Genomic DNA, 21,130 nt, shown 5'->3' with positions numbered 1-21,130 from the left:
GCCCGGAGGACACGTCCTCCGGGCCCGGCCTCTCTCACTTCACCCTGAGCGTCACCCTGGTCTCCGCCGCGAGTGCCAGCTCGCTGCCGAGGTAGGACGCCGTCAGCGTCAGGTCCTTCCCCTTGGGCTGGTCCACCTCGAACCGGGCGCTCCCGTCCTGGATGGTCCCGAGAAGGGTCTGGCCGTCCTGCACCGCGAGGCGCACCTGCCCCGTCACCGGGACGTCGTTCGCGGCGGTGAAGGCGACCTCGACGGCCACCTTCTTGCCCGACTTCTTCGCGGTGATCTCCATGGTGGGCACCACCTTGTCGACCACGACCCGGACCTTGGACGTCGCGGCCTTGTGGTCGGCGTCGCCCGCGTAGCGCAGGGTCAGGTCGTACACCCCAGGCTTCAGGCCCTTGGCCGGGAGGACGAGGGTTCCTCGCCCGTCCGCGATCGTGGCCGTCGCGAGGCTGGTGTCCCCGTCGAGCAGCTCGACCCCGCCCGTGGCCGTGTCCGGCGAGACCGCCACCGAGACCGTGCCCGCCGTGCCGTAGGTGATGGGCAGGGCCACACCGGCCACCGCCGTCACCGTCGGCGACTTCACCGTGAGGGTCACCGTGGCCGCGGCGGACGTCGCCGTGCCGTCGGAGGCCTTGTAGGTGAACACGTCCTTGCCGGAGAACCCGTCGTCGGAGGTGTAGGTGAAAGACCCGTCCGCCTCCAGGGTGACCCGGCCGTTGGCCGGCTGGGTCACCGCGGTCGCGGTCAGGACGTTCCCGTCGGCGTCGGTGTCGTTGGCCAGGACACCCGGCGCCGGGAGGGTAAGCGGCTGACCGCCCACGGCCGAGTACGCGTCGTCGCCCGCCTCCGGAGCCGTGTTGGCGGGCTGCTCGCCCTCCTCCACCGTGATGGTCACCGTCGTCGCCGCGGACGTCGCCGCGCCGTCGGAGGCCTGGTAGGTGAACGTGTCCGTCCCGAACCACCCGCTGTCGGGCGTGTAGGTGAAGGACCCGTCCGCCCGCAGGACGACGTCGCCGTGGGCCGGCTGGGAGAGCCCGGTCGCGGTCAGGTCGTCGCCGTCGATGTCGGTGTCGTTCGCCAGGAGACCCGGCGCCGCCACCTCCAGAACCTCGTCCTCGACGGTGCCGTAGGCGTCGGCGGCACCCACGGGGGCCGTGTTCGACGCCGTCCCGGCGTGGAGGTCGCCCACCTGCTCGGCGGTCAGCTCGTACCCGAACATCCGGAAGTCGTCGACCAGGCCGTCCCAGCGGCCGTCCGGCCAGCTGGTCCCGCCGATGAGGTTGGTCGTCGTCTGGCCGCCCACCCCGACGTCACCGATGGTGACGGTGAAGTCGTTGCGCGTGGCCTGGAGCTCGCCGTCGAAGTAGATCTTCCCGACCGAGCCGCTCTGGGTGAACACGACGTGCGTCCACTCGTTCAGCGGCAGGTCGTTGCCCTGGCCCAGGACCAGACGCTCCTGGGCGCTGCCCGGGGTGCCCGGCGCCTTGAACGTCGCCGCGAAGCCGGTGGCCCCGCTGGTCTGGGTGTTGGACTGGAGCAGGAAGAACGTGTCGGTGCTGCTGCCGATCTGCAGCAGCGGCACCCACGTGGGCAGGGCGTCCGGACGGGCCCAGATCGAGACACTGAACTCGTCCTCCATCCCGGCCTCGATGTTGTCCGGCAGCTCGACCTGGTTGCCCGTGCCCGACGCACCGCCGGGCAGGTTGACCGCCCCGCCGAACTTCCCGGCACCGGACCAGCCGGTGGACCCGGTGAGCGTCGCCGCCCCGACCGAGCTGTCCAGACCGGTGTTGGCCGCCGTCGATCCCTGACCCTCGTCGAAGGTGTAGTGGATCGGCGTGCCCTCGCCGGGCGGCGGCCGCTCGACCGTGTGCTCCACGGTCTGCGCGGAGTCGCGCCACCCGTCGTCGGCGAGGAAGCGGATCTGCACGTCGTGGTCGCCCGGGGAGAGCGCCACGTCCGTGAACTCCACCGCGCCGGCGACGACGTCGACCTGCCCGCCCACGCGGGCGCCGTCGACCCACAGCTCGGCGACGCCCGAGGGGGCCCCGCCGCTCGCGGCCGCGAAGGCGCCCGAGACGGTGACCGGTGCGCCGAACGGCGACGGCGAGCCCGGCTCGACCGTGACCGTGGTGGTCGTGGCGAGCGCGCTGCCGTCGGCGTACAGGGCGGCCACGGCGTCGTCACCGAGCGCCGAGGTGTAGACCCGCACGTCGTCCATGAGGCCGTCGTAGGCCGGGTCCGGGAAGCCGTTGCGCCCCAGCCAGTTGTTGGCCGTCGGCCCGACGTCGGTCATGTCGATCGTCAGGTTGTCGCGGGACGCGATGGGCTCACCGTTGAGGTAGAGCGTGCCGGTAGCACCCTGCCGGGTGAACGCGACGTGGTTCCACTCGTTCGCCGCCACGTCCCGGGTGGGGGTGGCGTAGACCCGTTCCTGCAGCGCGGCGCCCTTGGCCTTGAACGTCGCCGCGAGCCCGGTGGCCCCGGCGGCGTTGGTCTGCATCTGGATCTGGAAGAAGCTGCCCGCGTCCCCGAGCCCGTCGCCGACGTGGAACAGACCTGTCCAGTTCGTCGTGGTGTCGGGCCGCACCCAGAACGAGGTGGTGAAGCTCTCCTCGCCCTGGAGCAGGTTGTCCGGCAGGTCCACCGCGTTGGCGTTGCTGCCGCCGCTGAGGTCGAGGGCGTCGCCGAACACGCCGTCCTCGCTCCAGCCGGTGGTCCCCGTGAGCGTGGCAGCACCCACGGACCCGTCCGTGCCGGAGTTGGCGGCCCGGGTACCGGAGCCCTCCTCGAACGCGTAGTGCACCGGGACGTCGGAGGCGCCGGCGTCGGAACCCACGATCACCAGGTCGTCGATCATGACGCCCGCGCCGGAGTCCCCGGCGGTGAGGGTCAGGTCCTGCGACCGTGCCCCGGCGACGAAGGTCCCGGCGTAGGTGCCGAACCTGCTCTGCGACGACAGGTCCGTGCCCGCCGACAGCGTGGTCGACAGGTCGCCGACCGAGAGGTCGGCGGTGCCGGGTGCCGTGCCGGCGGACCGGCTGTCGCGGGCGTACCGCAGCGAGACCCGGTACTCGCGGCCCGGGTCGAGACCCTTGACCGTGCGGGTCAGGCTGCCCTCGCTGCCCACGGCGAGGTGGTAGCCGGTCAGGCCGAGGCCGCCCTGGCTGGGCGCGGCGGCGCGGACGAGCTGGACCTCGCTGTCGACCTCCCACGGGGACATCCGGCCGTTGCCCGGCTCGACGTCCACGACGGCCGGCGGGTTGGCGGAACGCCACTCGGCGGGCAGGCGGGGGTACTCGAGCTGGTCGACCAGGTGCGGGGCCGGGGAGTCCATCTCGACCTCGGGGTCGATCTGGAAGATGTCGGCCACCGACGGCGTGCCGTCCTCGTCGAAGACGAAGAGCATGTATGCGCCGGGCGGGGCGTACGTGCCGTCGACCGGGCTCTCGACGGTGAGGGTGTCACCGTTCTGGGCGAACGCCAGGTCCTGGAAGTTCTGGTCGTTGTTGAACCCGTGCGTCACCGAGCCGTTGCGGACCAGGGTGACCCGCGAGACGTCGACGTCGGCCTGCACGTCGAACGTGCCGTCGTAGCCGACCTTCTCCGGCACGCCCGTGACCTCCGGGCGCACCGCGGGCTCGTCGCCGTCGAACAGGTACGACGGCGAGTAGAACTCGACGTCCGTGTAGTTGCGCGGACCCGGCGTGCCGCCGCCGCCCACCATCAGGCGGCCGTCGGGCAGGAGCAGGGCGGTCGAGTGGTACAGCCGGGCGTGCTCGTAGGGCACGTCGATCGTGGTCCACTCGCCCGTGTCCGGGTCCCAGATCTCGGCGGTGGTGACGTAGCCGCCGTTGCCGTTGTTGTCGCGCGAGCCGCCGGTGACGATCACGTCGCCGTCGGGCAGCACCGTCGACGTGGCCCAGTGCCGGGCGTACTGCATCGGCTCGGTCGCCTCGACCACGGGCGCGTCGGTGCCGCCGGTGATGTCGACGGTGAAGCCGGCGCGGGCGCCGTCCGGACCGCCGCCGTTGGCCCACCAGCCGCCGCCGACCTGGAGGATCTTGCCGGGCCGGTACATCGTCGCGGTGGACGTGGCGCCGACCGGGTTGCCGAGGTTGCCCTGGTTCGCGATGTTCGCCGGCAGGGTGCCCCGGAGCGTCACCTCACCGTCGCCCGAGGGGTCGAGCTCGTACATCTGGGTGCCGGTGATGTTGAAGACGTTGCCGTTGCCCGGCGCGACGAACGCGCGCGGGTACCACCAGCGGTTCTCGTCGGGCCCGTTGCCGTTGCCGCCGTCGCCGTAGGCCGCGGCGCTGGTGGCGCCCTCCAGGAGCTTCCAGGAGCTGCCCTCGTCCGGCGTGTAGATCTCCGGCGTGAGCACGCCGGGGCCGCCCGGGCCGCCCTTGAGGCTACCGCCCTGCACCACGACGGAGCCGTCCGGCAGGGTGGTACCCGTCGGGTACCAGCGCGGGTAGTTCATCGGGGCCTCGTTGCGCAGCCCCTGGTTGGTCGTGTAGCTGGTGACGCCGATCGCGGCGTCGTTGGGCGCGTTGCCGCCCAGCCCGTCGTCACCGCCGACCGTCATCGTGGCCCGCCGGTGCGGCATCTGGACCTGCATCGAGCAGAACAGGTCGGTGTACGTGGAGTTCGTGACGATGCCGTCGTTGACGTTGGCGGCCGTGCGCTCCTCGTCCGGGTCCCAGACGTCGATCTCCATCTGGCCGCCCTGCGTGACGCACGAGTTGCCGTAGAAGTCGTAGGGCGTGTTGTCGGTGCAGCCCGACGAGACGCTGCCGAACGACTGGACCTTGCCGTCGGACGTCAGCGCCGCGTTGATCGGCACCAGCGGCCAGGGCGTGACGCCGCTCCAGGCGCCCTGCTCGGCCTTGTTCGGCGCGGAGCAGTCGGCCGGCAGCAGGCCCGCCGTGTAGGCCAGGCCGTTCTTGATCTGGGTGCGGATCGGGGCCTCGGCGTACGCCGTGCCCTCGTGCCCCATCCCCGAGTACCACGAGCGGCCGGAGTCGATCTCCTGGCACCACGTGATCGGGTGGTTCGTGCCGTTGTTGCCCCCGCCGTACGAGGACTCGTCGGCGTTGAGCAGCGTGCGCACGTTGGGCGCCGGGTTGACCAGCCAGTCGTACCACTCGTCGCTGCGCGTGAACTCGGCCGGCAGGCCCTGGGTCAGCGGGTGCGAGGTGTCCTTGACCACCACGCGGCCCGGGCGCACCGCGGGGTTCTCCGGGTGGCCCTCGGACGCCGCGCCCACGAGCCGGGCGTAGAACGGGTTCACGTCGTGCTCGCTCTGGCCGACGGACCAGCCCGCGTAGTGCAGGCCCAGGTAGCCGCCGCCACCGCGGATGTAGGCCTCCAGCGCGGCGCGCTGGTCCACGTTGAACAGCACGCCGCCGGTCTGGGCGAACGCGATCGTGTCCTTGGTCGCGAGGTTCGCCGTGGTGAACGCGGCCGGGTCGTCGGTCTCCTGGATCTCGACCGGCTGCCCGTACTCGACGCCCAGGTCGGCGACCAGGTCGCGGATGGCCTGGCGGGCCTGGACGTGGGAGGCGTGGAAGTTGGACTTGTAGAACAGCAGGACGCGCAGCACGCCGTCGTCGACGGAGCCGGGCGCGGTCTGCGCGGGGGCGGTCGCCGCGGGGGCGGCCTGGGCGACGCCGCCCAGGAAGGGCACGACCGCCAGGGAGGCGGCGAGCACGGCCGCCAGGCGTGCCCGGCGGGAGCGACGCGCGTGATGGCGCCGGTCAGGTCTGCGTAACAGGTTCATCGTTGATCCCTTTTCGCACGTGGTTGATGGACAGGAGGGCAGGCCGGGACGGCCGATCCCCGCACGGGGTCGGCCGCCCCGGAGCTGCTCTCCGGTGGTGCGTCTTGCGTTCAGTGCCCCCTGAACATGTGGTGCCCCCTGGAACGGGGTGCCCTCGGGTGCCCGGTCAGCGCAGCTCGGCGATGACCGTCTTGAGCTCCGTGTAGTCGTCCAGCCCGAACGAGCCCAGCTCGCGGCCCCAGCCGGACTGCTTGAAGCCGCCCCGCGGGAGGGTGACGTCGTCCGCGTGCCAGGTGTTGAGCCAGACCGTGCCGGCCCGGAGCTTGCCGCCGACCCGGTGGGCCGTGCTCAGGTCGCGCGACCACACGCCCGCGGCCAGGCCGTAGACCGTGTTGTTGGCCGCCGCGACCACCTCGTCCTCGCTGTCGAACGGGATGGCGGTGATGACCGGCCCGAAGATCTCGTCGGTCTGGACCGCCATCTGCTCGGTGACGTCGGTGATCAGCGTCGGGGAGAAGAAGTAGCCGCGGTCCGCGGCCGGGTCGGGGCTGCCCGCGGCGATCGTGGCGCCGTCGGCGACCGCGCCCCGCACGTAGCCCATGACCTTCTCGTGCTGCTCCTGCGAGACCAGCGGCCCCATCGTGGTGGTCGGGTCGAACGCGTCGCCCACCCGGATGGCCTTGGCGGCCGCGGCCACACCCTCGATGACCTGGTCGAACACCTCGCGCTGCACGTACAGGCGCGAGCCGTTGACGCAGCACTGGCCCTCGTTGAAGTACCCCGCCAGGGCGGCGCCGGCGATCGCGGCGTCGAGGTCGGCGTCAGCGAAGATGATGTTGGGCGCCTTGCCGCCGAGCTCCAGCGACACCTTCTTGAGGTTCTTCGAGGCGCCCGCGGCGATCTTCTTGCCCACCTCGGTGCTGCCGGTGAAGGCGACCTTGTCCACGCCGGCGTGGTCGACCAGGGCGGCGCCCGCGTCCCCGAACCCGGGCAGCACGTTGACGACGCCGGCCGGGAGGCCCGCCTCCAGCAGCAGCTCGCCGAGCCGGAGCGCCGTGAGCGGCGTCTGCTCAGCCGGCTTGAGCACCACGGTGTTGCCCGCCGTGATCGACGGGATGATCTTGAACGCGGCCATCGTGAGCGGGAAGTTCCAGGGCACGATGCCGGCGACGACGCCGATCGCCTCGCGGCGCGTGTAGGCGTGGAAGTCCCGGCCGGGCACCGACATCGGGATGGTCGTGCCCTCCATCTTGGTGGCCCAGCCCGCGAAGTACCGGAACAGCTCGGCGGCCACGCCGACGTCGCCCCGGGCGGACGCGAGGCTCTTCCCGTTGTCGAGCGACTCGAGCTGGGCGAACTCCTCGGCGCGCTCGTCGATCATGTCGCCGATGCGCCACAACAGGTGCGAGCGGTCGCGCGGCGTCATGCGCGACCACGGCGAACCCTGCTCAAAGGCGTTGCGGGCGGCGGTGACCGCCCGGTCGGCGTCGACCGCGGACGCCTGGGCCACCTGGACCAGGACCTCCTCGGTCGCGGGATTCACCGTGGCGAAGGTCTTGCCGTCCTTCGAGTCGACCCACTCGCCGTCGATCAGCAGCTGCTTGGGCGAGGACAGGAACGAGGAGACGGCGGGCAGAAGAAGGGAGTTCTCGGACATGGGGAGCCTTCCGGGGTGTCGGGTTCTCAGGAGGTGGTTCGGGGCGAGGTCGGCCGCGGCTACTTGATGATCAGCACCTTCGACCGGTCGAGGGTGAGCGCGACGGCGGCGACGATGATCGCGCCGTAGAGGATCTGCTCGTAGGCCGACGGCACGCCGACGATCGGCAGCCCCACACGCAGCAGCGTCACCACGAGCGCCCCGGCGAGGCTGCGCCAGAGCGAGCCGTGGCCGCCGGTGATCGCGGTGCCGCCCACCACGATGGCGGCCACCGCGGGCAGCAGCAGGTTGTCCGCCATGGTCGGGCTGCCGCTGAAGTTGCGGGAGACCAGCATGACGGCGGCCAGGCCCGCGCAGGCGCCGGAGAGCGTGAACGCGCCGACCTTGACCAGGTCGACCGGCGCGCCGCCCAGGCGGGCCGCCGACTCGGAGTAGCCGGTGGCGCGGATCCAGGCGTCGAGCGGCGTGAACCGGAGCACCAGGGAGACCACCACCACGACGAGCAGCGCGACGAAGAACGACATCGGCACCACGCCGGCCACGTAGAGCGTGAGCCAGTGGGTGGCGTCCCGGTCGACCACCCGGATCGGGCCGGCGTCCGAGATCACCAGGGCGATCGCGGTGAAGATGCTCATGCCGCCGAGCGTGACGATGAACGACGGGATGCGCAGCAGCACGTGGGCGACGCCCTGGAGCGCGCCGATCGCGCCGGTGGCCGCGATGATCGCCAGGGTGGTGAGCCCGCCGAGGTCGGGCAGCCACAGCGCGAAGAAGACCGTCGCCAGGGAGCACAGCGCGGCGATCGACAGGTCGATGCCGCCGCACAGGACCACCAGGGTGGCGCCGGCGGCGAGCACGACGAGCGGCGCCGAGGTGCGGACCGCCGCCGTGAGGCTGCTGGCGGTCAGGAAGCTCGGGTCGGCGATGGTGAGCGCCGCCAGGAGCACGACGAGCGCGATGACCGGCATGAACGACGTGAGCCGCTGGGCCGTGGTCGGCCGGACCGTGGCTGCGGGCTCGGAGGCGGGCCCGGGGGCCGGCTGGGTGAGGACGGGCGTGGACATGCTCAGACCATCTCCTTGACGAGGTCGAGCGGGGTCGGCTTGCTCCCCGCGGGAGCGGCGACCTCCGTGGTCGCGCGGCCGTCGCTCATCACGATGATCCGGTCGGACATGCCGATCGCCTCCTCGAGGCTGTCGGCCAGCAGCACGGTGGCCACGCCGCTGTTGGCGAGCTCACGCATGAGCCGGTACACCTCCGAGCGCGCCCCGACGTCGAGGCCGCGCGTGGGGTGGTCGAGCAGCAGCAGCCGGACGTCGCCGGCCACCAGCCAGCGGGCCAGGACGACCTTCTGCTGGTTGCCGCCCGACAGCCGCTGGATCGCGGTGCCCCGGTGCGGGGTGCGGATCGAGAGCCGGTCGATCCACGTGTCCACCAGCGTCGCCTGCTTGCGCGGCCGGACGACGGGTCCGGTGCAGCGGGCCTGCTGCTTGGTGAGCGTCATGTTGTCGGCCACCGACATCGGCCCGACCATGCCCTCGGTCTTGCGCTCGGCCGGGACGTACCCGATGCCGGCGGCGCAGGCCGCGCGGGTGCCGGACAGGTCGAGCCGCTTGCCGTCGAGCACCACCTCGCCGGCGGTGGTGGGCTCCGCGCCGAACAGCGCCCGGCACACGTCCTCGCGGCCGGAGCCGTGCACGCCGACGATGCCGACGATCTCGCCGGCGTGGACGTCGAGGTCGACGCCCTGGAACGTCCGGCCGGACAGGCCGCGCACCTCGAGCCGGGGCCGGCGGGGCTCCGCGGACCGCTCGGCGGCGCCGTCGTGGTAGTGGTCGTCGGAGCCGGTCGAGCCGATCATCATGCGGTGCAGCTCGGCCGGGGCCGCGCCCGCGGCGGGCACCTCGCCCACCGACTGGCCGCCGCGCAGCACGGCGACCCGGTCGCAGACGTCGAGCACCTCGTCGAGCCGGTGCGAGACGAAGACGACGGACGCGAACTCGCGCAGCCGCCGCACCTGCGTGAAGAGGGTCTCGATCTCCTTGGACTCCAGCACGGAGGTGGGCTCGTCGAGGATGATCACCGGCGGGTGCGAGGTGCGCTCCTCGATGCGGAGCACCTTGGCGATCTCGACCATCTGTCGGTCGGCGAAGCTCAGGGTGTCGGTGCGCGCGAGGGGGTCGATGTGCGACCCGATCTTGTCGAGCTGCTCCTGCGCGAGCCGGCGCATCGTGCCCCAGCGGTAGATGCCGCGGCGCACGCCGGGACCCTCGCTGCCGAGCACGATGTTCTCGGCGGCGGTCAGGTTGGGCACCAGCGACTGCTCCTGGAACACCATGCCGATGCCATGGTCGGCGGCGTCGACGACGCTGCGCAGGCGCACCTTCTCGCCGCGCACCCAGATCTCGCCGTCGTCCGGCCGCACGAGCCCGACCAGCGCCTTGAGCAGCGTGGACTTGCCCGCGCCGTTCTCGCCGGCCAGGCCGAGCACCTCGTTCTGGCGCACCACGAGGTCCACGCCGTCGAGGGCCTTGACGCCCGGGTAGTGCTTGACGAGCCCTCGCACCTCGAGGGCGTGCCGGGGCTCCGGCACGCGGGGCGCGGACTCTGTCCGCAGGTTCGTTGTCACTTGGTCACCTGGTTCCTACGACGCTGTGGGATGACGGCGGCCGCGACGGCCGCGACGACGATGAGGCCCTGGACACCGCCCTGCCAGTACGGGCTGACCCCGACCTGGACGAGGCCGTTGGTCAGGACGGTCACCAGCAGCACGCCGACCGTGGAGTGGAGGATGCCACCGCGTCCGCCGGTGAGCAGGGTGCCGCCGACGACGGCGGCCGTGATGGCCGAGAAGTCGTAGCCCTTGCCCGCCTGGACCAGGCCCGCGCCGAGCTGGCTGGTGACCAGCACGCCGGCCAGGCCGTAGAACGCGCCCGCCATGGTGAAGACCGCCACCTTGAACGGCGCGACCCGCACGCCGGAGAGCGACAGCACCTCCTCGGCGCCGCCGATCGCGAAGGCGTACCGGCCCAGGCGCGAGTAGCGCTGCACCAGGGCGCCCAGGACCACGCAGGCGAGCGCGATCCAGGTCAGGTGGGCCAGGCCGAGGAACCGGTCCACGGCCCAGCCCTCCAGCATCGGGTCGGTGACGTTGGGCTGGACGCCCGCGAACAGGAGCGTGGCCACGCCCAGGCCCACGGCGGAGACGCCGAGGGTGGCCATGAACGACGGCACCTTGAGCACGACCAGGGCGAGCCCGCTGAGGCAGCCGAGCGCGGCGGCCAGCAGGACCGCCACGGCGACCCCGAGGAGCCCCCAGTCGTTGTCGTTGCGGTTGTTGGCGACCAGGAGGGCGACCGTGATGGCGGACGCGCCCATGATCCCGGGGGCGGACAGGTCGATCGACCCCATCATCAGCACGAAGCTGATGCCGATGGTGACGACCGCGAGGACCGCCGCGGCGTCCAGCACGTTCTGCACGTTGGAGAGCGTGCGGAACCCGGGGCTGAGCACCGCGAAGATCGCGAAGATGACGACGAGCGCCACCGGCGGTCCCGCGTCCCGCAGGGACACCCCCCGCCGAGGCCGGGGGCGTTGCGCGTGCACGACGTCGGTGTCGGCTTCGGCGGGGGGTGCCATGGTCACGAGATCGCGCCCTGCGACCGGCTGAAGAGGTTGTCGCAGGCGAAGTCGGCCTCGTCGGTCTCCGGGGAGACGAAGTCGGCGACGTTGTCCTGCTCGATGAGGAACTGCTCGGCGAACCAGGCGCGGTCCTCGTCGGCGATGTCCTCGACGGCGAGCTCGCCGGTGGCCACGCAGTAGCCGATGGCCAGGCCGATGCCGCCCTGCCACGGGCCGTCGCTGGAGACGGTCGCCGTCATGGTGCCGTCCTCGATCGCCGTCAGCGCGTCGGGCACGGCGTCGATGCCGACCACGGCCACGTCGTCGCGGCCGGCCTGCTGGAGTGCCTCCAGCGCGCCGAGCGCCATGTCGTCGTTGGCGGCCCAGATGCCCTTGATGTCGTCACCGTGCTTGGTGAGCAGCGTCTTGGTCACCTCCAGCGCCTCCGCGCGGGAGAAGTTGGCGGTCTGGTCGTCGAGCAGCTCGACGTCCGGGTTGGCGGCCAGCGACTCCTCGAGCCCGGCGAACCGGTCCTTGGCGGCGCCGGTGTCCAGGATGCCCTGGAGCGCGACGATGCCGCCCGAGCCGCCGATGGCCTCGGACAGCGCGTCGCCGATCTGCTTGCCGGACTCCACGCCGTTGTACGTGATGTGCGAGAGCCACTGGTCGTAGTCGGTGACGTTCAGGTCGGCCGGCTTGTTCCACTGGGTGACCAGGAAGGCGCCGGCCTCCTCGGCGCCCTCGACGATGGGCGGGGTGTCGGAGTCGCCGTTGGGCAGGATGTTCATGACGAGGCACTCGGTGTCGCCGGCGAGGAGCTGGCTGATCTGCTCCTGCTGACGCGTCGAGTCGCCGTCGTAGGTGAGCCGCTCCTGGGTGAGGCCGACCTGCTCGGCGAAGGCGTCGCCGCCGTCGAGCCACGAGGCCTCGTAGGGGTTGGACTCGTTGCGCACCTGGCCCACCAGGGTGACGTCGGCGGGGTCGCAGGCGGCGCCGCCCTCGGCGGTGCCGCCGTCCCCGGCGGCCGTCTCGGTGCAGCCCGTGAGCGCGGCGGCCGCCAGGGCGACGCCGAGGACGGCGGCCGTGCCTCGAGCGGCGGTGTGTCGAGAGGTGAACTTCATTGTCGTTTCCTCGATTTCGTTCGGTGCCGGTGTCCGGCGGTGAAACTGGTGTGGGAGGGACGGGCTCAGCGGGCCAGCCAGCCTCCGTCGACGGCCAGGACGTGGCCGTTGACGTAGTCGGCAGCCGGTGAGCTGAGGAAGACGGCCGCTCCGGCGACGTCCTCGGCCGTGCCCCAGCGGCCGGCCGGGATCCGTTCGAGGATGGAGCGTGAGCGGTCCGCGTCGTCGCGGAGCGCGGTGGTGTTGTCGGTGACCATGTAGCCCGGCGCGATCGCGTTGACCCGGACGCCGTGCGGCCCCCACTCGTTGGCCAGCGCCTTGGTCACCCCGGCGACGGCGTGCTTGCTGGCCGCGTAGGACACCACCCGCAGGCCGCCCTGGAAGGACAGCAGGCTGGCGATGCTGACGATCTTGCCGTGGCCACGCTCGACCATCGGCCGGCCGAGCTGCTGGGTCAGGAAGAAGAGCCCGTTGAGGTTGACGTCGAGCACGCGCTGCCAGGAGTCGCGGCTGACGGCCACGGAGTCCTCGCGGTCGATGATCCCGGCGTTGTTGACCACGATGTCGATCTGCCGCGAGCCGGTGAGCTCGGCGCCGACCCGCTCGACCGCGTCCAGGTCGCTCACGTCGAGGTCCACGACGTCGGCCTTCGCGCCGAGCGCGAGGACCTGGTCGCGCGTCTCGTCCTGGTTGCCGGGCCGGCCCAGCAGCACGACGTCGGCCCCAGCGCGGGCGAGGCCGAGCGCGACCGCGCGGCCGAGGCCGCGCCCCGCCCCGGTCACCGCGGCGCACCTGCCGTGCAGGTCGAAGGGCGAGCGCGCCTCGCCGGTCGGCGTGGCGGCCGGGCCGGTCGTCACAGGTCCTCCAGCGCGACGGGGCTCAGGTCGGTGTAGACGTTGTTCTCGCCCGCCATCGCCCAGATGAAGGCGTACGAGCCCGTGCCCGCCCCGGCGTGGACCGACCAGGGCGGGGAGATGACGGCCTCGCGGTTGCGGAGCACGAGGTGCCGGGTGGCACCGGGCTTGCCCATGAAGTGGAAGACGCGGGCCTCCTCGTCGAGGTCGACGTAGCAGTAGATCTCCGTGCGCCGGTCGTGCAGGTGGGGCGGGAACGTGTTCCAGACCGAACCGCTGGCGATGACCGTCACGCCGAACTGGAGCTGCGAGGTCTTGACGTCCTGGCCCCAGACGTAGCGAAAGAGGCTGCGCTCGTTGGCCGCGTCGGCCGAGCCCAGTGCGACCGGCTCCACCTCGTTGTGGCTGAGTGCCGTGGTCGGGTAGGTCGCGTGCGCCGGGGCGGACACGAAGTAGAAGGCGGCGTCGGCGCCGCCGAACGACACCTCGCTCCCCCGGCCCACGAAGAGGCCGTCGAGGTGCTCGAGCTCGTACTTCTCGTCGTCGACGACGACGTGCCCGGCCGCCCCGACGTTGATGATGCCCAGCTCCCGGCCCTCCAGGTGGGACTCGGTGCCCAGCACGTCGGACCAGGCCGGCAGCGCGAGCTCGGCGGTGGCGGGGACGGCGCCACCGATGACCAGCCGGTCGTCGTGGGTGTAGGTGCCGTTGACCTCGCCGCTCACGAAGAGGTCGGGGACGAGGAAGTTCTCCCGCAGGTCCGCTGTGGTGGCCGTCTCCGCGCTGGACGGAGATGTCGAGTATCGAACCTGGATCACGTAGCTGCCCCTCGGTCGGTCTGCGAATCGCGTTCGTCTGTGAACTGCGTTCGTCTATGTGAACTGGTCTGAAGATAGACGTGATCCGGCTCACGGGTCAAGGGGCGGAAACCTGTCCATGTATGCGAACTCGCGGTAGCGTTGTATTCACCCCCGGGGAGGGCCCGGTGCACCGTGGTAGGACCAGAGGAGAGTTCATGCAGCTTCAGAAGGAGTTCAAGACGGGGACGAACGGCGCCGCCGACGCGGGGCCGGTGAAGTCGGCCGCCCGCGCCCTGGACCTGCTGGACGACATCGCCGCCCGCGGCCCCGGAACTCAGCTGCAGCTCTCGAACCGCCTCAACATCCCCAAGAGCAGCCTCCACGCGCTGCTGCGGACCATGACCGAGCGCGGCTGGCTGCAGACGGACCCCACGGGGAGCGTCTACCAGCTCGGCATCCACTCCCTGGTCGTCAGCTCGGCCTACCTGGACGGCGACCCCGTGCTCGCCCGCGCCCAGTCCGTGCTCGACGAGGTGGCGGCCGCCACCCAGGAGACGGTGCACCTGGGCCGCCTCGACGGCGCCGACGTCATCTACACCGCCAAGCGCGAGTCCGTGCACCCGCTGCGCATGCACTCCGCCGTCGGACGCCGCCTCCCGGCCTACGCGACCTCGCTGGGGCGCGCCCTGCTGGCCGAGATGCCGGCCGAGGCCCGCCGCGACCTGGTGCCCGAGTCGATCGCCGCGATCACGCCGAACACGACCACCGAGAAGGAGGCCGTGCTGGAGATCATCGACCGTGCGGCCTACCAGGGCTACGCGACCGAGAGCGAGGAGTCGTGCATGGGCGTGCGCTGCTTCGGCGTCGCGCTCCCCTTCGGCCACCACGCCGTGGACGCGATGAGCGTCGCGGTGCCGATCAGCCGGCTCGGCGACGGGCGCGAGGACCTCATCATCGAGACCCTGCTCAGCGTGCGGTCGCGGCTCGCGGCCGTGCACGAGAACAGCATGGTGCGCTGAGGGTCCGACCCGGACGCATCCCCGCACACAGGGAGACTCGCCGAGCACCTTTGAGGCCCGGGTTTCTTCGCTTTGACACTGGTCAAAGCGAAGAAACCCGGGCCTCAAAGGTGCTGGGGGTCTCCGGCCTTTCAGACGGCGGGCGGGACCGCCACGACCTTGCCGTGCACCTGCCCGGCGTCGGCCTGCCGGTGGATCTCCGGCAGCTCGCTCAGCGGCACGCGCCGCGCGATCTCCACGTGCAGGTCGCCGCTGTCGACGAGCGCGACCAGGCCCGCGAGCACGTCGGCGTCCGGGTGCAGGAAGACCGTGACGGCGCGCACGCCGCGCGCCTCGTCGCCGGGCGTCTGCACCCTCGGCGTGGTCGAGACGACGACGCCGCCGTCGCGGACCCGGGCGGCCAGGTCGGCGAACCCCTCGGCGGTGATCGGGGCCAGGTTGAGCAGCACGTCGACCGGCTCGGTCACCGCGTCGAGCACCGAGGTGGTGGTGTGGTCGACGATCTCGTCCGCGCCGGCCGCCTTGACGGCCTGCTCGCTACGCGGGCTCGCGGTGGCGACGACGTACGCGCCGGCGCGCTTGGCGAGCTGCACGGCGTACCCGCCCACCGGGCCGCCGGCGCCGTTGATCAGCAGCCGCTGACCGGCCTGGAGGCCGCCGGCCTCGAACAGCGCCTGCGAGGCGGTGAGCCCCACCGACGGCAGCCCGGCGGCGTCGGGCAGCGGAATGCTCGTCGGGGCCGCCACCAGGTCGGCCGCGGGGGCGACGACGTACTGCGCCGCGGAGCCGTCGGCGATCATCGGGATGAACCCGACGACGTCCTGACCCAGGGCGAGACCCTCCACGCCGTCGCCGAGCGCGTCGACCGTGCCCGAGACGTCGTAGCCCGGCACGTGCGGCAGCGTCACCGGGAACGGCAGGAAGCCGCCGCGGATGCCGCCGTCTGCCGGGTTGAACGCCGAGCCGGCGACCTGGACGCGCACCTCGCCGGCGCCGGGGACCGGCTGGTCGGCGTCCTCGTAGCGCAGAACCTCGGCGGAGCCCGTCTCGTGGAACCGAACTGCCTTCATGATGTCGTTCCCTTCGGTCACATGCTTCGGATTCGAAGCAACTGCTGAGCACGCTAGCACCGCTTCAAATTCGAAGCAAGTGTTTCGAGTTGGAAGCATTCTCGGCCCGTGGCTAGGCTGGGGACGTGACCTCGACCCCGCCGCCCCTGGACGCCACGCAGCTGGGCGCGTACTTCGCCCTCATCGAGGCGAGCAGCCTGCTGAAGCACTCCGTCGAGCAGCAGCTGCGGGACGTCGGGGACCTGAGCTACGTGCAGTTCCAGCTCCTCGCGACCCTCGGGGACTCCCCGACGGGCAGCCGGCGGATGACCGATCTGGCCGACGGCGTCGTCTACAGCCGCAGCGGGCTCACCTACCAGGCCCAGACGCTGGAGAAGCGGGGCCTCGTGACCCGGTCACAGTCCTCGGACGACGAGCGCGGCGTCACCGTCACGATCACCGACGAGGGGCGGGCCGTCCTCGCGGACGTCTTCCCCGGGCACGTCGCCACGCTCGACGACCTGCTGTTCGCCCCGCTGTCGCGCGCCGACATCGAGACGCTCGCCGACATCCTCGGCCGCGCGCGGGACCACATGCGACAGACGCCGCCGCGGTCGGCGGGGGCGCGGCGGCGGAAGAAGGCGGCCGCGGCGGACTAGGTCCGGGCGTCGCCGCCTACTCGGTCCCCGACCAGCTCGGGCGGATCCCCGGGGACACCGACGGGACCTCGCTCAGGGGCGTCCGTGCGACCGGCAGCGGCTCCGGCGCCGTCGTCACCGGAGCGAACGACACGTCGTCGAGCAGCTCGTGGAGCCGTCCCGTCCGCAGCCAGTCCAGCAGCCGTGCGAGGCCGCGCTCCGCGCCGCGCGCCTCCGCCGGCGAGATCAGGCCGGACGCCGACGCGTGCACGAACTCGTCCTCGTCGACCACCCGGTGGGTGCCGTCCAGCCCGACGAGCACGTCGAGGAAGAGGTCGACCGCCGAGACGTCGCCGCCGACCCGGACCATCGGGGTCGCGATGTCGCAGTTGAGCGCGAACGGCACACCGTCGGGCGGCCGCGTCTCCCTCAGGTCGCCGGCCAGGTCGTACGTCGCGTTGATCTTGAACCACTCGGTCGAGAAGGCGAGGTGCCGCAGGACGAGCTTGTCGCCCACATCCCCGAGATCCAGCGGTTCCAGGCTCTGGCGCACGTACCTGCCGGCGTCGTTCACAAGGACGCCGGGGTCCGGCACGCGAAAGCAGCGGACATAGCCCTCGTCGGGATGGAAGTCGAGATCTCGGACGGTCATCGCTGCCCCCTTTGGAAATCGCCGAGGACCGTTGACCCCCGACCCTAGTGACCGCCGACCTGCGCGACGGCCTCCGTGAACTCCCAGTGCCACGGTTCGTACGGCCCCGATCCTCCGGCCTGCGCCCAGCCCGGGTTGTCCCAGCCGTGCTCCGGTCCGTTGGCCTTGAGCCAGTCCCAGCGCTCGCCGGCGTAGCTGTCGGCGCAGATGTCGACGGCCAGGCCCCACCCGTGGTTGGACCGGCCCGGCGTCGCCGTCAGCGTCGGCTTCTGCGCCTTCGCGGTGACCTGCTGCGCGTAGCTGCGGTAGCCGTCGGTGAGGCACAGCGCCTCGCCGAACTGCTCGGTGTAGGCCTGGTTCAGCCGGGCCAGCGCGACGGCGGCATCGGCACGGACCGGCGGGTAACCGTCCCAGAGATCGCACAGCTCGTCGGCGGGCACCTGGCCGTTGAGTCCGGCGCCCGTCGCCTCCCCGTCGCAGCCCGGGAGGACGGGCGGGGCCTCGACCTCTACGGGCGCGCTGTCCCCGCCGGGCATCGTGGCGTCCTGGGGAACGGTGATGCCGGCGTCGGTCGCGCTGCGCGGTGCGCGCTCCTGGCTGCGCGATGCGCCGCCGTCCCGGCCCCGCGCCGCGTCGACCGCGTCGGCCGAGGGGCCGGTGAGCGCGACGGCGGCTCCCGGCTGGTCGCGCGCGTCACCTCCCGGCCCGCCCGCGGTCGCCACGGTGACCGACATGGTGGCGACGAGAGTGACCCCCACCCCGAGCTTCAACGGCCACCGCCTCGTGACCGTGGACCCTGCACCGCTCGGCGCGGCGGAGTGCCGGCCCTTGCGGTGCCGGCCCCGCCGGGAGCGCGCTCGCGTCGGTGTTGCCATGGGTGTTTCTCCAGGGGATCGGCAGGGTCGAGGGCTGGGGACGTGAGGGGCGGGCCGGAGCCCGCCCCTCACGTGGACCGCGTCAGAGGACGCGGATGAACGTCGGGCTGGACTGCCAGATCTGCGTGTAGCGCACCGTCTTGCCCGGTACGGGCGCCTCGATCTGCATGCCGTCGCCGGCATAGATCGCGATGTGCCCGGGCGACCAGATCAGGTCACCGGGCTGCGCCTCGGACCAGGAGACCTCCGGTCCGGCGTACCGCTGCTCGGACGAGGTGCGGGGCAGGTTGACCCCGACCTGGGCGTACACGTACGACGTGAACCCGGAGCAGTCCATCCCGGCCGGGGTCGAACCGCCCCACAGGTAGGGCACGCCGAGGTACCGCATGCCGATGGACACCACGGCAGAGCTCGACGCCGAGGCCGGGAGGTCGACCGCGGCCGCGGCAGCCTCAGCCGCGGTGGCCTCGGCCTCGGCGGCTGCCTCGGCCTCCGCCTCGGCGGCGAGCTGCGCCTGGTACTCGTCGTTCTCGGCCGCGGAGACGACCGAGACGGCGGCCCGCTCGACCTTCAGCTCGGCGTCGTTGGCCACGGTCACGACCGGCGCGGCGGCGACGGACTCCTTGGCCTGGGCCGCCAGGGCGTTGAGGTCCGCCGTGTTGAGGGCACCCTGGACGGACTTGCCGGCCAGGGACGTGCTGACCGTGCCGGACGCCGGGGCGGCCTGAGCCGGGGCGGCGACCAGGGACAGCAGCACGCCCGAACCTGCCGCGGCGGCGACGGCGGTGCGGCCGGCGAGCGTGGTGACCTGTTCGGTGGCGGCTCGGGCGACGTCGGCCAGGACCGGGCGGACCGCCCGGTGGCGACCACGACCGCGCACGGTCGGGTCGGGGGTGTAGCTGGGCTCCATGAAAGCTGGGACCTTTCGGATCGGAGTAGAACCACACGCGTCCCCGGGTTCGGGGCGCGCGAGACCGGTCGACACCCCAGTGGGGGTGGTGTCGACGGGATGTGGCGGTCTACGTCCGGGAGATCCCGAGGGCGTGGAGCGACGGAGCGGCTGCGTCGGCGACGCCGGACGCGGTCCCGTGCCGGGGGTGCGCGAGGTCGGGCACCAGCCACCGCAGGGCGAGCTCCGGCTCGCCGGCCAGCTCGGCGGAGGGCGACACGGTCCGGTCGTACCGCGCCGTCACGGTGCGGTTCTCCGAGCAGTGGTTCGGGTCCTCACCGTGGTGGCCGGAGCCTCCCTCGGCGCCCGCGGGCACCACGGCAGAGGCCGCGTACTGCCCGACGGTGGCCTGCGGGTGCGGGTGTCCGGCCTCGTCCAGGTGGACGCCGCACAGCAGCTGCACGCTCAGGACGGTGAACACCAGGAACATGACGGCCAGGACACTCTTGGCCTCTCGCCGGGGATCGGCGAGGAGCGAGCGGGCGGCGCGGGTCACGTTCATGGCGAGCCCAAGAGTAACGGTATGGACACGGAACGGGGCAACACGGCGTGATGGTCGATACCCAATGGGGGTATCCTCCTCCGGTGTCCACGACCCCCGTACCGGCCGAACCTGCCGCCGAATCGCCAGGTCTCACCGCGTGCAGCCTCTGCGCCGGAGAGACTCTCGGCGATCTCGACCCCCTGCCCGGCGGGCAGCTCGCACGCCTACGGCGCCTGCAGACCCGGGGCGTCGCGCGGCTGACCCTGTCCGAGTGCCTGGACGAGTGCAACCGCGGCGACGTCGTCGTCGCCCGCCCCACCGCGGCCGGGCGCGCGAGCGGCGCACGGCCGGTCTGGTTCGAACGTCTCGCCGGCGACCCGGCGACCGATGCACTGGGGACGTGGCTCGACGACGGCGGGCCGGGCCTCGCCCCGCTGCCGGCCGAGCTCGGCTGCCGGGTCATCGATCGCTTGCTGGCTGGCGCCGAAGGCGACCCACACCGGGCAGCAGGGCCGGGAGATCACGGGGTACATCGGGCCGGAGTGACGGGCCGGGTTGTTCATGCCGATGATGCAGGCTTTTCTCCTCGGGCCGTAGCGACGGCCACGCCGATCCGGTCGGCGAATTTCCGGGCACCGTAACACCGGATCTTGAACTCACAGCCGCTGGCGCGCACGACGACAATACTGGTGATGACGCCTCGTCTGAAGCCGACGTGCTCAATGTCGACGAGGGGGATGACGAAGTCGATCGGACCGTCGTGCACCGAACGATTCATGTCGTTCGGGTGAAAGTGGTACTCGGTAGGTGTGAGTGTTGCACGTCCACCGACCCACACCCCTTTGTAGATCGCACGGGTGAGAGCAACTGCAGGCTCAGCAAGAATGCCCACTCCGGCAGCCCGGACATCGAAGAGCGCATTGGCAAGGCGGGAGTCGATGGCGTCGGCGATCATGGCCGCTGAGCGTAGACGAGGGCCAGCTCTGGGCACAGGCTGAAGTCCGTCTCACCAGGATCCGGCGTCATTCGTCTGACTCAGGAGACTCGCCCTGCTACTCGGGGCGCCGTCGGCTCATCCGCCTGAGGTTGTCGTGCTGACGTTCCGTCCGCTCCAGCGCGTCCTCCACGGGCTCGGCACCGCCGAGTCCGTCGAGGACCACGACGTCCGCCCCCTCAGGGCTGATGAACTGCACCAGGTTGGATGTCGTGCCGCGCCCGCGCACGAGGACCGCGGGCACGGCCATGGGCGCCGGCCACGCGACGACGCGATAGGTCTCGGTCGCCGCCGAGACGGTCGCGTCGGGAGCAAGGGAACGGCCTCGTGCGTAGACCCGGAGCCGGTACGGCCCGCCGCCCACACCGATCCGCGGGACCCCTGAGTCGCCGTCCTCGATCCCCACGACGACCACTCCTCCGGGCCCGGTCAGGACGCTGACCTCGGCGGCCTCGTCCCACCCTTCGCCGTCGACGTCGAGCGGTGCCCGGAAGACGCCGACCTCGACCCGGACCGGCCCGCTGTCGATGCCGGTCACCAGCGTGGGGCGTGCGGCCGTTCCCCACGCGCGCCCGCCGGCTGCAGGATCTTGCCGAACATCCCTGATCTCCAGCAGATGCCCGCTGACA

The 21,130-nt window shown here is 72.0% G+C and carries 18 protein-coding genes; 2 read left to right on the top strand and 16 right to left on the bottom strand.

All coding sequences use genetic code 11. The features are described 5' to 3' along the window. Positions 1 to 34: 34 nt before the first annotated feature. From ACH45N_RS22835 to kduI, 8 genes are all read right to left on the bottom strand, one after another. Positions 35 to 5,788: a LamG-like jellyroll fold domain-containing protein gene (locus tag ACH45N_RS22835; protein WP_397398183.1), complete on the bottom strand. Its 5,754-nt coding sequence runs from the start codon at positions 5,786 to 5,788 to the stop codon at positions 35 to 37. A gap of 166 nt (positions 5,789 to 5,954) precedes the next feature. Further along, the gene (locus ACH45N_RS22830) at positions 5,955 to 7,445 is read right to left on the bottom strand and encodes an aldehyde dehydrogenase family protein (protein WP_397398180.1); all 1,491 of its coding nucleotides are present in this window, start codon (positions 7,443 to 7,445) and stop codon (positions 5,955 to 5,957) included. Between the two features lie 59 nt (positions 7,446 to 7,504). Further along, positions 7,505 to 8,509, bottom strand: a complete 1,005-nt coding sequence (locus ACH45N_RS22825; RefSeq protein ID WP_397398178.1) for an ABC transporter permease — start codon at positions 8,507 to 8,509, stop codon at positions 7,505 to 7,507. 2 nt (positions 8,510 to 8,511) lie between these two features. Continuing rightward, on the bottom strand, positions 8,512 to 10,074 hold the full coding sequence (locus ACH45N_RS22820; RefSeq protein WP_397398176.1) for a sugar ABC transporter ATP-binding protein: 1,563 nt from the start codon (positions 10,072 to 10,074) through the stop codon (positions 8,512 to 8,514). Continuing rightward, positions 10,071 to 11,084 carry an ABC transporter permease gene (locus ACH45N_RS22815; RefSeq protein WP_377230743.1) on the bottom strand — a complete coding sequence of 338 codons (1,014 nt, stop codon included), beginning with the start codon at positions 11,082 to 11,084 and terminating at the stop codon, positions 10,071 to 10,073. The genes ACH45N_RS22820 and ACH45N_RS22815 overlap by 4 nt, the downstream gene beginning before the upstream one ends. Before the next feature lie 2 nt (positions 11,085 to 11,086). Next, a complete protein-coding gene (locus ACH45N_RS22810) occupies positions 11,087 to 12,187 on the bottom strand; it encodes a sugar ABC transporter substrate-binding protein (RefSeq protein WP_397398174.1) in 1,101 nt (366 codons plus the stop codon). Between the two features lie 65 nt (positions 12,188 to 12,252). Then, positions 12,253 to 13,044, bottom strand: a complete 792-nt coding sequence (gene kduD / locus ACH45N_RS22805; RefSeq protein ID WP_397398172.1) for a 2-dehydro-3-deoxy-D-gluconate 5-dehydrogenase KduD — start codon at positions 13,042 to 13,044, stop codon at positions 12,253 to 12,255. Further along, positions 13,041 to 13,859 carry a 5-dehydro-4-deoxy-D-glucuronate isomerase gene (gene kduI, locus ACH45N_RS22800; RefSeq protein WP_397398170.1) on the bottom strand — a complete coding sequence of 273 codons (819 nt, stop codon included), beginning with the start codon at positions 13,857 to 13,859 and terminating at the stop codon, positions 13,041 to 13,043. The genes kduD and kduI overlap by 4 nt, the downstream gene beginning before the upstream one ends. A gap of 197 nt (positions 13,860 to 14,056) precedes the next feature. Between kduI and ACH45N_RS22795 the strand changes: the two genes are divergently transcribed. Then, complete coding sequence (locus tag ACH45N_RS22795) at positions 14,057 to 14,860, top strand: IclR family transcriptional regulator (protein WP_397398168.1); 804 nt, start codon at positions 14,057 to 14,059, stop codon at positions 14,858 to 14,860. A 131-nt stretch (positions 14,861 to 14,991) separates the two neighbouring features. On the opposite strand, the gene ACH45N_RS22790 is transcribed toward ACH45N_RS22795, so the two are convergent. Next, positions 14,992 to 15,930 carry an NADP-dependent oxidoreductase gene (locus ACH45N_RS22790; RefSeq protein ID WP_397398166.1) on the bottom strand — a complete coding sequence of 313 codons (939 nt, stop codon included), beginning with the start codon at positions 15,928 to 15,930 and terminating at the stop codon, positions 14,992 to 14,994. Positions 15,931 to 16,055: 125 nt separating this feature from the next. Here ACH45N_RS22790 and ACH45N_RS22785 point away from each other — a divergent pair, with 125 nt between their 5' ends. Then, on the top strand, positions 16,056 to 16,568 hold the full coding sequence (locus ACH45N_RS22785; protein ID WP_397398164.1) for a MarR family winged helix-turn-helix transcriptional regulator: 513 nt from the start codon (positions 16,056 to 16,058) through the stop codon (positions 16,566 to 16,568). Positions 16,569 to 16,584: 16 nt separating this feature from the next. Here the strand turns inward: ACH45N_RS22785 and ACH45N_RS22780 are convergent, their stop codons facing one another. The 7 genes from ACH45N_RS22780 to ACH45N_RS22750 all read right to left on the bottom strand — a co-directional run bounded on the left by ACH45N_RS22780 (position 16,585) and on the right by ACH45N_RS22750 (position 21,039). Next, on the bottom strand, positions 16,585 to 17,199 hold the full coding sequence (locus ACH45N_RS22780) for a DUF402 domain-containing protein (protein WP_397398162.1): 615 nt from the start codon (positions 17,197 to 17,199) through the stop codon (positions 16,585 to 16,587). 44 nt (positions 17,200 to 17,243) lie between these two features. Then, positions 17,244 to 17,933 (bottom strand): M15 family metallopeptidase, encoded by a 690-nt coding sequence (locus ACH45N_RS22775; protein ID WP_397398158.1) that lies wholly within the window; start codon positions 17,931 to 17,933, stop codon positions 17,244 to 17,246. A 223-nt stretch (positions 17,934 to 18,156) separates the two neighbouring features. Continuing rightward, positions 18,157 to 18,984, bottom strand: coding sequence for a C40 family peptidase (locus tag ACH45N_RS22770; protein ID WP_397398156.1), 828 nt, complete (start codon positions 18,982 to 18,984; stop codon positions 18,157 to 18,159). A 109-nt stretch (positions 18,985 to 19,093) separates the two neighbouring features. After that, positions 19,094 to 19,525, bottom strand: a complete 432-nt coding sequence (locus ACH45N_RS22765) for a hypothetical protein (RefSeq protein WP_397398154.1) — start codon at positions 19,523 to 19,525, stop codon at positions 19,094 to 19,096. Positions 19,526 to 19,731: 206 nt separating this feature from the next. Continuing rightward, a complete protein-coding gene (locus tag ACH45N_RS22760) occupies positions 19,732 to 20,070 on the bottom strand; it encodes a hypothetical protein (RefSeq protein ID WP_397398152.1) in 339 nt (112 codons plus the stop codon). Further along, positions 20,067 to 20,462, bottom strand: a complete 396-nt coding sequence (locus tag ACH45N_RS22755; RefSeq protein ID WP_397398151.1) for a hypothetical protein — start codon at positions 20,460 to 20,462, stop codon at positions 20,067 to 20,069. The genes ACH45N_RS22760 and ACH45N_RS22755 overlap by 4 nt, the downstream gene beginning before the upstream one ends. Before the next feature lie 97 nt (positions 20,463 to 20,559). Continuing rightward, the gene (locus ACH45N_RS22750; protein ID WP_397398149.1) at positions 20,560 to 21,039 is read right to left on the bottom strand and encodes a hypothetical protein; all 480 of its coding nucleotides are present in this window, start codon (positions 21,037 to 21,039) and stop codon (positions 20,560 to 20,562) included. Between the last annotated feature and the right edge of the window lie 91 nt (positions 21,040 to 21,130).

The organism is Promicromonospora sp. NPDC019610, assembly GCF_044389365.1.
Taxonomy (GTDB): Bacteria; Actinomycetota; Actinomycetes; order Actinomycetales; family Cellulomonadaceae; genus Promicromonospora.
This window is presented reverse-complemented; position numbering and strand designations above follow the sequence as displayed.